We start from the raw sequence: 14600 nt of genomic DNA on the forward strand, positions 1-14600 counted from the left end.
CCTCCCGATGCCCCTCTCCTGGGCTAACATCCGCCCGTGCACACTTATCGGGGGGGCACCGGGGGCGAGGCAACGGATGTCGAATTACTGACAGCACATGTGGCGGGCGATCCACATGCTTTCCGTGAACTGCTGACCCGGCATCAGGATCATCTATGGCACGTCGCCCGGCGTACCAGCTATTCGGACGAGGACGCCAGTGACGCCTTGCAGGAAGGCTTGCTGTCCGCGCACCGCAACGCGTCCAAGTTCCGCCGCGATGCCGCTGTGCGAAGTTGGCTCCACGCGATAGTTGTCAACGCGTGCCTGGATCGAATTCGGCGAAACAAGTCACGCCAAGCCTTTTCGCTCTCGGCCGACAATGTGGAGGAACCTCGCGATTCTCACGATCATGTCGAAGCCGTGGACTTGAAGATGACCGTCGATCAAGCCTTGGCCCTTCTGCCGCCTGAGCAGCGCGCTGCCGTCGTTGCGGTCGACATGGAGGGTTATCCCGTAGCCGAGGCCGCAATTCGGTTGGGCATCCCTGTGGGAACGGTGAAAAGCCGCTGCGCTCGCGCCCGCAAGCGTCTTGCGGCCGAATTGGCCGAGTTGGGCGGCCGGGGGAACCGATCGTGATGTCGACACATCTCGACCCTTGGCGCAAAGGCCACCGCAGTGACTGTTAGACAGCGCTGTTCGTACGTCGTCACCTGGGTTGGGCTTGCACTATTTGGGTTCTACTTGGGCCGTGCGGTCGGGTTGGGCTGGCTCGACGCTTTCTTCGTCGTTTGGATTCCAAGCTTTGTCAAGACCCCAGGTTTTGCCGGACTCGCAGCTCTCGGTGCAGCGGCGTTTGCTTGGTATAACGGCAACGAGGACCGACGCCAGCGGGATCTACACGCAGAGAACGAGCGGACTGAGCATCAGCGGGAAATCCTTTCAGCGGCATGGTGGGAGCGGGTGCAGTGGGCACTCACAGCGAGCAACTCTTCGAACGCAACAACGAGGGTGCTTGCAATCCAGATGCTCAACGCACTGTCGTCCAAGTCCGAGTTGGATGACGAAGACCGCGAGTTCGTAGAACTCGCTTACGAACTGATCGTAGAAGAAGGTGCCGAGTTCGAGTTCGAGTTTCCTCCCGTCCCTGGGTCGACGCCTGTTCTCGATGACAACACGGACCACTGATTTCTATGTCAGACTTGGACGGCAACCTGAGGGACGGTGAAACGTGAGTGCAGCCCACGAAATGAGGGAACGGACCCGCGACGAGCGAATTATCGCCGCTCGCGGGCTTGTCAAAATGCGCGCGCGGAAGGGTATCCGTCCTTCGGTGAAGCTGCAGAGAATGGCGCTGGAGCGTTTGTCATTCGAATCTCCGCAGACTGAGCCATCGCGCGCGGTTTCCGCACAGTAACGCGGTCCGGCAGTTCTCGGTTCCAGGCAACTTCTCCAACCACACGGGCTGTTCGGTGCAAACCGCTGCGATTTCGGCGACAGCGGGAACCGATCGTGATGTAGGCGCGTCTAATCTTTGTGACCACCAGAACAGGTAGCCGCGCGCAGAAAGGGGAGGATCGTGAACAACTCGTACGTTCCTACCCCACCTTTCTCCGAAGATCTGCTTGCCGATCTTCACGGTGGTGTTCTCGACCCGGAAACCAGTGCCGCCTTGTGGCCTCTTGTCGAGGACGATCCGGATGCACTGGCGTTCATCAGCAAACTCGACAACGTCAGTCATTCACTGCGCACGTGGGACGAGCGCGTCGCCCCGCACGAGCCCATGCCGCCCGAATTGGCAGCGCGCATCCACAGCGCCTTGGACGACGAGTGGAAACAGCAACAGACGCAACATCATTCCGATTCGAATGTAATCCCCATCCATCGCTCGCGGCGCCGGCTACTGATGAGTGGTGCCGCTGCTGCGGCAGCCGTAGCGGTTGTCGCTGTGTTGATTGCGGTACGCCCCACCGAATCGAACTCCGTCATCACCGCGCAACCTACTCCCACCGTCAGCGAGAACACAGTCAGCGAAAACACCACGGTCGAGAACCCGACTCCCGAGAGATTCCTCACCCTGATCGGGTCCAAAGATCTTGGCCCATTGGAGGATCCACTCAAACTGGCAGGTTGCCTGCAGGCAAACGGGTTCTCGCAAGACGAGCCGCTTCTCGGATCGGGCGAGGTCACCGTCGACGGCAACGCAGCCGTGGTGCTCTTACTGCGCGGCACCCAGCCACGTCAGATCACCATCCTTGCCGTCGGCCCGCAGTGCGACGCTGACAACCCGAACATGTTGTCCGTCAACACTATCGGCTAGTTCACTTTTCGGCGACCGGCAACAGCAATGCCAGGATGCGCTCGCGGAGTTCCTCCGTATCATCTTCCACCGCAATGAGACTCGAGAACATCGCAGCTCCAGCCGCCATCACCAGCACAGCTTTGGCGTCCAACAGTGCGGCATCGCGGTCTTCCGAATCTTCCAGAAACAACTGAGTACTCGGCCCACTGAAACCACGCCACAGTTCATTGCGCAGATCGTCGTGATCGCGCAGCGCCGCCAACAGTCCGGGCGCCGCGGCACGAACCTCGGGGCGGGCGAACAACTGCGCGCTACCGGCCACCACCCAGCGAATCCACCCGTCGCGGTCCGTTCCCTCGAAGGGCGTCAAGTCCGGGGTGGCGCCGAGAATCGATCCGAGAACCAAGTGCGCTTTGGACGACCATCGACGCGACATCGACGCCCTGCTGACTCCGGCTCGGGCGGCAATGGCGCGCACGCTCAATTGCTCCCAGCCGACCTCGAGCAGCATGGTGCGAGTGACTTCGAGGACTGCGTCGTCGATGCGTGGGTCTCGGGGGCGACCAGATCCTGTGGTGTTCATCGTCTCGAATTGTCGAACAGATTTGGCGTCGGCGCTATATCGTCGTATATACGAGACCACTGGCATCGTAATGGATCCGCCGAAGCAGGAAGAAGAACATGACTCCCACGATCTTCGAACCGGCCCGTCTCGGGCCGCTGACCTTGAAGAACCGCATCATCAAAGCTGCCACCTTCGAAGGCGTGATGCCGCGGGGAGCAATCTCCGACGACCTGATCAACTTCCACGCCGAGATCGCTCGCGGGGGTGCTGCCATGACCACCGTCGCCTACTGCGCCGTCTCACCCGGTGGCCGCGTCCACCGCGACACCCTCGTCATGAACGAACAGTCACTGCCCGGTCTGCGCCGTCTGACCGATACTGTCCACGCCGAAGGAGCACTCGCCGCCGCACAGATCGGCCACGCCGGACTGGTCGCCAACACTCTCTCCAACAAAACAAAAACCCTGGCCCCGTCGACGCGCCTGAGTCCGCCCGCGATGGGTCTCGTCAAGGGAGCGACACTCGCAGAACTCGACGGCGTTGTCGCCGACTACGAGCGCACCGCGCGCATTGCCGTCGACGCCGGTTTCGACGCCATCGAGGTGCATCTCGGCCATAACTATCTGCTCAGTTCGTTCATGAGCCCCAATCTGAACAAACGCCACGATCGATACGGCGGAACCGTCGCCAGGCGTGCCGAATATCCGCGTCGGGTGATCGAAGCGGTCCGCCGGGCAGCCGGACCGTCGGTTGCCGTCACGGCGAAGTTCAACATGTCCGACGGGGTTCCCAAGGGTCTGTGGCTCGATCAGAGTCTGCCCATTGCCAAGATCCTCGAGGCCGACGGCCATCTCGATGCCATGCAATTGACCGGCGGCAGTTCACTTCTCAACGGAATGTACTTCTTCCGCGGCGACGTTCCGATGGCGGAATTTGTTGCGTCCCAGCCCAAACTCGTGGGTTACGGTCTCCGGTTGTACGGCCCGATACTCTTTCCGAAGTATCCCTTCGAGGAAGGGTTCTTCCTTCCCTTCGCCCGACAATTCCGTGAGGCGCTGAGTATGCCGCTGATCCTGCTCGGCGGCATCAATCGCGTCGACACCATCGAGGGCGCACTCGGTGAAGGCTTCGAGTTTGTAGCCATGGCTCGCGCACTACTTCGAGATCCGCAGCTGGTCAACAAGTTTCAGTCCGAATCGGTTTCCGAAGGGCTGTGTGTCCACTGCAACAAGTGCATGCCCACCATCTACACCGGCACGCGCTGCGTCGTCCGAGAGGCTCTGCGCCCGGCGACCACGTAGACGCTAACTCCCCACTAGGCTGTTCGACAACCGAGCAGCGTACGAAAGGAGTTCACGTGCCACGCATCAACGCCCCTACCGTCGGCGAGCATCGCGCAGCGCAGCGTCGTGCACTCCTGAACGCTGCCCGCGAGGTGCTTGCCGAGGGAACCGCGGACATTCCGTCGTTCGGTGAGATAGCCGCACGCGCCGGACTGGCCCGATCGAGCGTCTATCAGTACTTCAACTCCCGGCAGGACCTACTCGACGCACTGGTCGAGGATTCATTCCCGCGGTGGTCGCAGAAGTTGACTGCGGCCATGGCAGAGGCCGACGGCCCCGCCGGTCGCATCCTCGCGTACGTCGACGCCAATCTGACCCTGGCCGCAGACGGTGAGCACGCGATCGCGGCGTCGCTGAGCCAGATCGCACCCGGCCCGAAGTTCGATGAGAAGAGCCGGGCGCTGCACGGCGATCTTGTCACTCCGCTGCTACACACGCTGCAAGAACTCGGCACGAGCGACCCCGCCGTCATGGCCGAACTGATCAACGCGATAGTTCACACCGGTGTCCGCCAGATCGAACGCGGCACCGATCCGGATCAGGTGCGCCGCAGTGCTGCAGCCCTGGTCGCACCGTATGCACACAACCCCAGCTGAGCGCCTGACCACTTTTGCATCGGGCCCGGGAACAACACCCCTTATCCTGGTGTTGATCGGTACGGCTCTCGAGAATCGACGAGCCTGCACTACTACTGGAAGGCTCGCATGACCACCCCGCTGGATAACAAGCCCACGGTCCATGACGTCATCATTGTCGGTTCCGGCCCCGCCGGTTACACCGCTGGTGTCTACACCGCGCGTGCTGAGCTCCAGCCCCTGCTGTTCGAGGGAACGCAGTTCGGTGGCGCCCTCATGACCACCACCGAGGTCGAGAACTTCCCCGGATTCCGCGAAGGAATCATGGGACCGGACCTGATGGAACAGATGCGTGAGCAGGCCCTGCGCTTCGACACCGACATCCGCACCGAGGACGTAGACGAGATCGACCTGAGCGGCCCGATCAAGACGGTCGTCGCGAACGGCGAAACCTACGCCGCGCACGCAATCATCCTCGCGATGGGCGCCGCAGCGCGTTACCTGGGGATTCCCGGTGAAGAACGTCTCCTCGGCCGCGGCGTCAGCGCCTGCGCCACCTGCGACGGCTTCTTCTTCCGCGACCAGGACATCGTCGTGGTCGGCGGCGGCGACTCCGCGATGGAAGAAGCTACCTTCCTCACCCGCTTCGCCCGCTCGGTCACCCTCGTGCACCGCCGCGAGGAGTTCCGCGCCTCACGCATCATGCTCGAGCGCGCCAAGGCCAACGAGAAGATCCGCTTCCTCACCAACGCCGAACCCATCGAGGTTCTGGGCGAGAACAGTGTCACGGGCCTCGTGGTCCGCGACACTGTGACCGGCGAAACGTCCACCCTCGAGATCACCGGCATGTTCGTTGCCATCGGCCACGATCCGCGCAGTGAACTCGTCAAGGGCCAGGTAGAACTCGACGACGCCGGCTACGTCCGCGTTGCCCCCGGATCCACCGCAACGTCCGTCGACGGCGTGTTCGCGGCCGGCGACCTCGTCGATCACACGTACCGTCAGGCCATCACCGCTGCCGGCACCGGATGCTCCGCTGCAATCGACGCCGAACGCTGGCTCGCCGACCGCGGCGACATCACCGCAAACACCCTCGATGCCGCCGGTCATACCGTCGACGTCGTCGGCGCCCCCTGATCCCAGCTCGTTCACAACCCTCGAGGAGTAACCCGTGTCGAATACCGTCACCATCACCGACGATTCCTTCAAGCAGGACGTCCTGGGCAGCGACAAGCCCGTTCTCGTCGACTTCTGGGCAACCTGGTGCGGCCCGTGCAAGATGGTCGCCCCGGTTCTCGAGGAAATTGCCGGTGAGAACAGCGACAAGCTGACCATCGCCAAGCTCGACATCGACGCCAACCCGGCCGCAGCCCGCGACTTCCAGGTCATGTCGATCCCGACGCTGATCCTGTTCAAGGACGGACAGCCCATCAAGACCATCGTCGGTGCAAAGGGCAAGGCAGCGCTGCTCAAGGAACTCTCGGACGTACTCTGAGTACCCTGTGAACGTAGGGGATTCTCGCAATCCCCAGGTTTTCTGAGATAATCGATCGATGTGCCTGATCAGATCCACTTCCAGGCACATCGATCGAATTCTTTTGCCGATCCGAGAGGTTTTCACGCATGCATCGACTCCGACACGGTGATCACGGCCCGGCCGTCGCCGAGATTCGGGGCACATTGACGAAGCTGGGATATCTGCACCACATCCCGTCCAGCATTCGACGTGAAAGCGGCGACGGTGCCCATTGGGTTGCCCCGGACGTCATCTTCGATCATCACCTCGACAGCGCCGTTCGTGCCTTCCAGCAGCAACGTGGGCTACTTGTCGACGGCATCGTGGGCCCGGCAACGTATCGGTCCATTCGCGAGGCGTCGTACCGCCTAGGCGCCCGCACTCTGATCTACCAGCTGTCCGCTCCGCTGTACGGCGACGACGTGGCAGCGCTGCAGACCAAACTCCAGGATCTCGGCTTCTACTCGGGGCGCGTCGACGGCTTCTTCGGGCCGATGACGCACGAGTCGTTGTCGTCCTTCCAGCGTGAGATCGGCATCGCCGCCGACGGCATCTGCGGACCCCAGACTCTGCGCTCGCTCGACCTTCTCGGAACTCGTGTCACTGGCGGTTCACCCCACGCGATCAGCGAGGAAGAACTGGTGCGCCGTAAGGGCCCCCAGCTGGGCGGCAAGCGGATCGTCATCGATCCCGGTCTGGGCGGGCCGTCCACCGGCGCGATCGTGAACGGTATCTCCGAGTCCGATGTCCTGTGGGATCTTGCGATGCGCCTCGAGGGGCGTATGGCTGCAACCGGAATGGAGACATTCCTCTCGCGCCCGCACAATGTCGATCCGTCCGAGGCCGATCGCGCATCAACGTCCAACGCGTTCGACGCAGACCTGATGATCTCGCTGCGGTGCGACAGCAATCCCAGCCCGTCCGCAAACGGTGTGGCGAGTTTCCATTTCGGAAATTCACACGGTTCGGTCTCGAAGATCGGACAGATTCTCACCGGGTTCGTCCAGCGCGAGATCGTTGCCCGAACTCCGTTGCAGGACAACAGGACTCATGGCCGAACGTGGGAATTGCTGCGACTGACCAATATGCCGACGGTGCAGATCGACCTCGGGTACCTCTCCAACGCGAATGATGCTGCGGTGCTTACCAATCCGCGCATGCGTGACACCATCGCCGAGGCCATCCTGATTTCGGTCAAACGCCTGTACCTGCTGGGGCAGGACGATCAGCCCACCGGCACGTTCACGTTTGCCGAACTTCTTGCAGAAGAACTTTCGGTATCCGACCGCAACTGACACGCGCGTTTCTCACACGCGTGTCAGTTCACCGACCTGAATCATCTCGAGCGCTGCTGCCTGTAGGAGTCGATCGAGGGCTTCCTCGACGTCGACCTTCCACTCGTGGTCCCGATTGAGTTCGAGCCGCAAGCGTGGGTACCGATGATGGGGCGCAACAACCTCGAAGCCGTAATCCTCGAGGAAATCTGCGCTGATCATGCATTCCTCCGGTGAACATTCCAATGCTGCAGTTGCCGACGCGATATCCGACGCCGACTCCTGCTCATGTGCGCGGATACCAAAAGCTTCGAGGGCACGAACACCGCGTCGCACGAGATCGGTCACCACAGCGGAAATGAGGGCCGGCCCGAGGCTTTCCTCGACGCCCGACGGCTCCAACCGAAGACTGGTCAGCAGAACCGCGTCGGAGCTGACGGGACTGGTGGGAAACATCTGCGAGCGCGGAATGGTACGGGGAGGGGCGTAGAGAGCGCTGCCGAGCGGTTTGCCGTCCTTGACCGCGACCTGGCCGCAAGATCCCCACTCGAGCATGACCATCGACAGCCACGCTTCCTTTTCGAATTCCTGATCGCAGAATCCTCGCGCATCGTGAAGGGCCGCCGGATCCATCTCCCAGAACACGCAACGGCGAGCGTGTGCCGAGAGTTGATCGAGACCGTCAAGCCGCAGCGATGTGATGGCGTGAGTCGACACTGGCTAACTCACTTCCGTAGGTCGCGATCTCAATTTTGGTATCTGTCGAACATTTAGGTCTTCGCCGCACATTTTTGCCCCACCCGACGCGTTTTCCTTCTCCAGAATAAGCCACCACAACTCCGTCTGCGCTTCCGCTGCACCCGCCAAATCAAAACTGTTGCGGTTCAATGTATTTCACTTTCATGAACCGTCCAGCATCAACATTTTGTCACAGTGACGAAACTAGGTGGTGTGGCTGGATGTCGACGTTTCGTCACTTGTTCGATTTCTGCGCTTCCATCATGCCCACGATGCGCTGAAGGTCATCCACCGAGCCGAACTCGACCACAATTTTGCCCTTCCGCTTACCCAAACTGACCGTCACGCGGGTGTCGAACGAGTCGGACAACCGCTCTGCCACATCCTGCAGACCCGGCATCACGATGGGTCTCCGCTTCTGTGGGGGAGCGATCTCACTGTCCGCGCGGTTGGCCAAAGTGACAGCTTCTTCTGTCGCTCGGACCGACATTCCTTCCGCGACGATGCGCGCCGCCATCACTTCCTGAGCATCGGCACCCGCCTCGAGAGAGAGCAATGCACGAGCATGCCCGGCCGACAGGACGCCCGCAGCGACGCGTCGTTGGACAGCCACCGGCAGCTTCAGCAGACGGATCATGTTGGTCACGACGGGGCGCGAGCGACCGATACGGTTCGCCAATTCCTCGTGCGTCACTTCGAATTCTTCGAGCAACTGCTGATACGCGGCAGCCTCCTCGAGGGGATTCAACTGAACTCGATGAATGTTCTCGAGGAGCGCATCACGCAACATCGAGTTGTCATCGGTCTCACGAATGATCGCCGGAATCTTCTCGAGGCCAGCTTCCTGACTCGCCCGCCAGCGGCGCTCACCCATGACAAGTTGGTATTTGTCACCGTTGCGGCGAACCACGATCGGCTGCATCAAACCGAACTCACGGATGGAATGCACCAACTCCGCAAGTGCTTCCTCGTCGAAAACATGACGCGGTTGCTTCGGGTTGGTCTCGATCAGACTCGGTTCGATCTCGAGGTAGACAGCGCCGGCGGATGTCAGTTCAGATTCGAGTTCAGCCGCGGTCGGCGTTGCAGTCTTGGCGGCGGCAGCTTTGGATTTTGCTGTTTTCGGGGCCGCCGTCTTCGGTGGGGGAGGGGAGGGGTTGGCCTTCTCGCCGCCGTTTTCACGGCTTCCGGTTTCACGGCTTCCAATGTCACCGCTTCCCACTTCACCGCCGATGATGAGGTCCGCTGCTGCCGCACCCAACCCTGGAGCAGTGGCCGGACCGGTAGGAATCAGTGCGGCAAGGCCGCGGCCCAATCCGCCTTTACGTGCCTGGCTCATCTCACTGCTCCTGCGTCGTAGTGGTGACAGAGCGTCCGGCCAATTCACGGCCGGCATCGAGGTAACTCATAGCCCCGCGTGAACCCGGGTCGTAATCGAGAACGGTCATGCCGTAGCCCGGAGCTTCGGAAACCTTGACGCTTCGGGGAATCACAGCCCGGAGAACGGTGTCGCCGAAGTGCTTACGCACCTCTTCGGCCACCTGGTCGGCGAGCTTGGTGCGGCCGTCGTACATCGTCAGCAGAACGGTCGAGACATGCAGATCGGGGTTCAGATGTGCCTGCACCAATTCGATGTTTCGCAGCAACTGGCCAACACCTTCGAGCGCGTAGTACTCGCACTGAATCGGGATCAGAACTTCCTTGGCCGCGACCATCGCGTTGACGGTCAGAAGGCCGAGTGACGGCGGGCAGTCGATGAGCACGAAGTCCACATCCAGCTCCGCGAGCACCTTCTCGTTGAGCGCGCCCTTGAGTCGATTCTCGCGAGCCACCATCGACACGAGTTCGATCTCGGCGCCGGCCAAGTCGATAGTCGCGGGGATGCAGAGAAGCCGTTCACTGTGCGGGCTTGTCTGAACCGCGTCAACGGCCTTCACTTCGCCGATGAGGAGTTCATAGCTAGAAGGGGTACCCGAGGTGTGAACGACGCCCAGAGCGGTGCTGGCGTTGCCCTGAGGGTCCAAATCGACCACGAGGACGGTAAGCCCTTGGAGGGCGAGCGCAGAAGCGAGGTTGACGGTTGTTGTTGTCTTGCCGACGCCACCCTTCTGGTTGGCAATCGTGATGACTCGACGGAAAGCCGGCTTGGGCAGTGTCACCGAGTGCGGGTGCAACACCTGGCTTGCTCGATGAGCGGCAGCGCCGATCGGAGTCTCTTCCGAGGAGATCTCGGAATAGGGAGCCGTGAAATTCTCGTCGTCATTGATCACCGGATCCGCATTCACGCTTGGCTGCGATGTCGCTGTTTCACGTGAAACAGAGGTCTCCGGCGACGGACCGGCTTCGGACGTAGTAATGATTTCCGGTGTAGCCACGGCTTCAGATCGACCCGACATTGACTGCTCCTTCGATTGCGAATCGACCACTACGTGCTCTCATCATGTGTACTTCCTTGGTCATCGCTGACGCCGTTTGGGGAGACGCTCGGCCTTGACCACGACGGTGGGCGTCCGGAGAAATTTGGATCCACACTCGAGTATTTCGAACTTGCCCGCTCCGAGTTTGGTCAACGCGGTGCGGTCTCGCTCGATCTCTTCTGCAGCGCTCGAACCCTTCAGCGCAAGCATCCGACCGTGCTCGTGGATGAGGGGGAGTGACCAACGGGCCAGCTTTTCCAACGGCGCAACAGCACGCGACGTCACGACATCGGCGCCGCCCGCTTCCTTCACAACGCCAGATTCTTCGGCGCGGCCACGAACAACTAGAACATCCAATCCGTTGGATTCTATGAACTCGGCGAGGTACACGGACCGTCGCAGAAGCGGTTCAACCAGAGTCACTTTGAGGTCCGGTCGCGCGATTGCGAGGGGGATTCCCGGCAGCCCGGCTCCACTTCCCACATCGACAACTGACTCACCTTCGGCGATCAACTCGCCAATGACAGCGCAGTTGAGCAAGTGACGTTCCCAGAGTCGCGGCACCTCGCGAGGTCCGATGAGGCCGCGCTCAACACCGTCCGTCGCCAGAGATTGGTAGTAGCGTTCTGCAATGTCGTATCGATCGCCGAACACAGCGCGCGCAGTCGCTTGTTCATCCCAGTCAACCGACGCCGCACCATTTTGTTCCACGTGAAACATCCTCCCGCGTATACCGCGAAATCAACAATCAAGACCAAAGTTATTATCCGTCTTATCGCCGACAAGTGTTCACTTCTACGCGTCGACTCGCTGTGAGTCTGCCAACTCATTCGCAGTCGCGCCAGGTTTCACGTGAAACATACTCATTAAAACAACGAACATCTGCCGAAGAATCATCACAGTGACGAAACTAGGTAGTGTTCCTACATAGGGCGATTTCACCGCGAAATTGATCCAATTCTTTTGATTTCACGCCGGAGGTTTCACGTGAAACCATCCGACACCTAAATCCTGCCGGATACATTCCGCCGATGACAGCTAGCGACGCATGTCTCGCGGACCGGGGAGAAGCCGAACTCACTTCACGACGGTCAGGAACAGTTGACTGGGGGAGGGGACTTAATCGCCAGCATCCGGCCGGGGCAGTCGCCCCCTTGTTCCTCGATACTTGTCTACCGTCCGCGAAGAACGGTTCCGGCGACCTTTGTACGTCGGCACTCGCAGGGGTTAGCAACAAGGTTGTGTTCGTGACTTCGGCTGGGAGGTCGACTACAGCGACAGCCCTCCGCGGGTACCTCAGCCGGAGTCGAGTGTGATTCGAAGTCTGTTCTCCTTGACGAGCTTGGCCTCAACGGGGCAACGCATCACCAACGATACGTATGACGGTACCCGGAAGAGTCCTTACGGTCGGTTAGTGTTGACGGTGAAACACTAGATGGAGGTCGCTGTGAGAATTTGGAATTGGTTGATGCTCAAAATTTCTTCCATCGGCGGATCGCCCAGGTTTCGGAAGGTAGCCGATAGTCCGATTTGGGCGGGCAGCAACGACAACAAGCTCTGATTCGGTCTGCAACCCCCAGTTTACGATTTGCAGTAATTGGCGCAGCAGAGCACCGGGTAACAGTGTCGGGTAGGCGATCAGCGCATCCTCGGCCGATCGGTACGCAGTTCGTGAAATGTAGTACTGTCGAACACTTTTCGCGACGGTATGTATAAGCAACGGCATATCGTCTCATGTGAGATCCACATCAACGGGTTGTCGGGGTACTCTCGCCGGAGCCAGACCGATATCTGTTGTGGAGACCACTATTGATGGAGTTTGGCCGCAATGGTTTCCCGCAGAATCGGCCGCAGTATCGGCGTCCATCGCCCGGTACTCCTCGCGCCCGCCGTTACGGGTGATCTCGCGTGCAATCGCGGACGGGGGGCCTGGCGATTCTCCAGATCGGTCCCGAAGACGACCTGATCGATCTCGACGCCGTCAGGCGAACAGTCATCGACACGGCCCCGTCATTGCATCCGGGAGCGACTGTCAACGGTTGCGAAGCGACATTCCGTCAAGTGCCCCGTCAACGCGGCGTTTGGGCGACCGTTTCACGTGAAACCGACTACCGAAGAATACAAAAGAATGCGAGCCCCGGATTAGATCCGAGGCTCGCATTCTTGTACTGCTGGGGAGTGTCAGTCCTTCAGGACAACCACTCGACGTGACGGCTCAGCGCCCTCACTTTCGCTCGATACGCCCTTCACCTTGGCGACGGCGTCGTGCACGATCTTGCGTTCGAACGGCGTCATCGGCGCCAGTTCTTCACGCTCACCGGTTTCGAGAACACGTGCAGCAGCCTCGGCACCGAGGGCACTGAGTGCTTCGCGACGGCCGGCACGCCACCCGGCGATATCGAGCATCAAGCGGCTACGTTCGCCGGTGGACTGCTGGACGGCAAGACGGGTCAATTCCTGGAGAGCATCCAGAACCTCGCCCTTACGGCCAACCAGCTTGGTCAGATCGTCCCCGCCGTCGATGCTGACGATCGCACGATCGCCCTCCACGTCCAGGTCGATATCACCGTCGAAGTCGAGCACATCGAGCAGCTGCTCGAGGTAATCGCCGGCGATTTCGCCTTCTTCGATCAGGTCGTCGTCAGAGTCGTCGAGGTCTGAATCTTCGACGTCGGCGTCGGTAACGGGCGCAGCGATTTCAGTGGTCACGTCTGCGTTTTCTCCATCCAAAGCGGTGTCAGCTTCACTGGACATTGGTCGTTCTCTTTCCTCGATCAGCGCCGCTTATTGCGCTTGGGGGAGTTACCGCGATTGCTCTGTGGCCGGTTCTGTTTCGGTTTCGACGAAGCGCCGCCACCCCCGGAACCGGTGGGCTTGGTCGCTGGCTTGTCGGCCTTGTTGAGGGATACCCCGGGCAACTCGGATTCGTCTGATGATTCCGTCGCACTCAGCGCCGCCGGAGTTCCCTTTTTCTTGGCGGGATTCGGGCGAGCGCCAGGCTTGGGGGCATTGTCGTTTCGACGCGAGATCGCTTCCTGCTTCTTCTCTTCTTCTTCGGCGTCGATCTTGCGGAAGACAAGATGCTGCTGACCGTAGGTCCAGATGTTGTTGGCCACCCAGTACAGAAGAATTGCGATAGGCAGGAACGGTCCACCGACCAGAACACCGAGCGGGAAAACGTAGAGCGCGAGCTTGTTCATGATCGCGGACTGCGGGTTCGCTGCGGCAGCTTCGGACTGGCGAGCGACCGATGCGCGGGAGTTGAAGTGCGTCGCAATGCTGGCGATGATCATCAGCGGAGCTGCAACCAGGATGATGTTCAGTCGTGACGGAAGCTCGGGAACGTTCTCGGTGACATAAGCCTGAAGCTGCGCAACCGGGGTTGTGATTGCCGCCGAGATGGGCGCGCCGAACAGACGAGCATCCAGGAACGACTGGACGTCAGTCGCCGAGAAGACGTAGTTCGGGGTGCTGAGGTTTTCCTCAGGGGTCATACCCAGCTGACCCATACCGGTTCCAGTTCGGTTGAACGACCGCAGAACGTGGAACAGACCGATGAAGACGGGCGCCTGAGCCAAGACGGGGAGGCAACCCATGATCGGGTTGAATCCGTGCTCCTTCTGGAGCTTCTGCATCTCGACAGCTTGACGCTGACGATCACCCGAGTACTTCTTCTGCAGCGCCTTGATCTGCGGCTGCAGTTCCTGCATCTGCCTGGTCGTGCGGACCTGCTTCACGAACGGCTTGTACAGAACCGCACGCAAGGTGAACACCAGGAACACCACGGAGAGCGCCCAGGCGATTCCGTTGTCCGGGCCGAGAATGAACCCGAATACCTTGTGCCAGACCCACAGAATCGCGGATACCGGATAGTAAATGAAATTGAGCACG

Annotated in this window: 15 protein-coding genes; 8 read left to right on the top strand and 7 right to left on the bottom strand. The window is 60.5% G+C overall.

All coding sequences use genetic code 11. The features are described 5' to 3' along the window. Positions 1-36 precede the first annotated feature (36 nt). From sigM to V2B23_RS07530, 3 genes are all read left to right on the top strand, one after another. Positions 37-618, top strand: a complete 582-nt coding sequence (sigM, locus tag V2B23_RS07520; protein ID WP_430949793.1) for an RNA polymerase sigma factor SigM — start codon at positions 37-39, stop codon at positions 616-618. Between the two features lie 39 nt (positions 619-657). Then, a complete protein-coding gene (locus V2B23_RS07525; RefSeq protein ID WP_430949794.1) occupies positions 658-1167 on the top strand; it encodes a hypothetical protein in 510 nt (169 codons plus the stop codon). A 391-nt stretch (positions 1168-1558) separates the two neighbouring features. Next, positions 1559-2299 carry a hypothetical protein gene (locus V2B23_RS07530; RefSeq protein ID WP_430949795.1) on the top strand — a complete coding sequence of 247 codons (741 nt, stop codon included), beginning with the start codon at positions 1559-1561 and terminating at the stop codon, positions 2297-2299. A 1-nt stretch (position 2300) separates the two neighbouring features. Here the strand turns inward: V2B23_RS07530 and V2B23_RS07535 are convergent, their stop codons facing one another. Next, entirely contained in the window at positions 2301-2864 is a 564-nt protein-coding gene (locus tag V2B23_RS07535; RefSeq protein WP_045066051.1) for a helix-turn-helix domain-containing protein, read from the bottom strand. Positions 2865-2962: 98 nt separating this feature from the next. On the opposite strand from V2B23_RS07535, the gene nox reads away from it, so the two are divergent. The 5 genes from nox (at position 2963) to V2B23_RS07560 (ending at position 7575) form a co-directional block, all read left to right on the top strand. Then, on the top strand, positions 2963-4147 hold the full coding sequence (gene nox, locus V2B23_RS07540) for a 4,4'-dithiodibutanoate disulfide reductase (RefSeq protein ID WP_430949796.1): 1185 nt from the start codon (positions 2963-2965) through the stop codon (positions 4145-4147). A gap of 56 nt (positions 4148-4203) precedes the next feature. After that, positions 4204-4785 (top strand): TetR/AcrR family transcriptional regulator, encoded by a 582-nt coding sequence (locus tag V2B23_RS07545; RefSeq protein ID WP_430949797.1) that lies wholly within the window; start codon positions 4204-4206, stop codon positions 4783-4785. Between the two features lie 108 nt (positions 4786-4893). Beyond that, positions 4894-5901 (top strand): thioredoxin-disulfide reductase, encoded by a 1008-nt coding sequence (gene trxB / locus V2B23_RS07550; RefSeq protein WP_430949798.1) that lies wholly within the window; start codon positions 4894-4896, stop codon positions 5899-5901. 34 nt (positions 5902-5935) lie between these two features. Next, positions 5936-6259, top strand: a complete 324-nt coding sequence (gene trxA / locus V2B23_RS07555) for a thioredoxin (RefSeq protein WP_033235297.1) — start codon at positions 5936-5938, stop codon at positions 6257-6259. 128 nt (positions 6260-6387) lie between these two features. Further along, positions 6388-7575, top strand: coding sequence for an N-acetylmuramoyl-L-alanine amidase (locus V2B23_RS07560; protein WP_033235298.1), 1188 nt, complete (start codon positions 6388-6390; stop codon positions 7573-7575). A gap of 12 nt (positions 7576-7587) precedes the next feature. On the opposite strand, the gene V2B23_RS07565 is transcribed toward V2B23_RS07560, so the two are convergent. The 6 genes from V2B23_RS07565 to yidC all read right to left on the bottom strand — a co-directional run bounded on the left by V2B23_RS07565 (position 7588) and on the right by yidC (position 14599). Beyond that, entirely contained in the window at positions 7588-8271 is a 684-nt protein-coding gene (locus V2B23_RS07565; RefSeq protein WP_430949799.1) for a GNAT family N-acetyltransferase, read from the bottom strand. Positions 8272-8527: 256 nt separating this feature from the next. Then, entirely contained in the window at positions 8528-9631 is a 1104-nt protein-coding gene (locus V2B23_RS07570; RefSeq protein WP_430949800.1) for a ParB/RepB/Spo0J family partition protein, read from the bottom strand. A 1-nt stretch (position 9632) separates the two neighbouring features. Beyond that, positions 9633-10688, bottom strand: coding sequence for a ParA family protein (locus tag V2B23_RS07575; RefSeq protein ID WP_430949801.1), 1056 nt, complete (start codon positions 10686-10688; stop codon positions 9633-9635). Positions 10689-10748: 60 nt separating this feature from the next. Next, positions 10749-11429 (bottom strand): 16S rRNA (guanine(527)-N(7))-methyltransferase RsmG, encoded by a 681-nt coding sequence (gene rsmG, locus V2B23_RS07580; RefSeq protein ID WP_033235301.1) that lies wholly within the window; start codon positions 11427-11429, stop codon positions 10749-10751. Between the two features lie 1461 nt (positions 11430-12890). Next, positions 12891-13463: a protein jag gene (locus V2B23_RS07585; protein ID WP_430949802.1), complete on the bottom strand. Its 573-nt coding sequence runs from the start codon at positions 13461-13463 to the stop codon at positions 12891-12893. Positions 13464-13483: 20 nt separating this feature from the next. Further along, on the bottom strand, positions 13484-14599 hold the full coding sequence (gene yidC, locus V2B23_RS07590) for a membrane protein insertase YidC (RefSeq protein ID WP_430949803.1): 1116 nt from the start codon (positions 14597-14599) through the stop codon (positions 13484-13486). Position 14600: the final 1 nt, after the last annotated feature.

It is taken from the genome of Rhodococcus sp. 24CO (assembly GCF_050586165.1).
Classification (GTDB): domain Bacteria; phylum Actinomycetota; class Actinomycetes; order Mycobacteriales; family Mycobacteriaceae; genus Rhodococcus_F.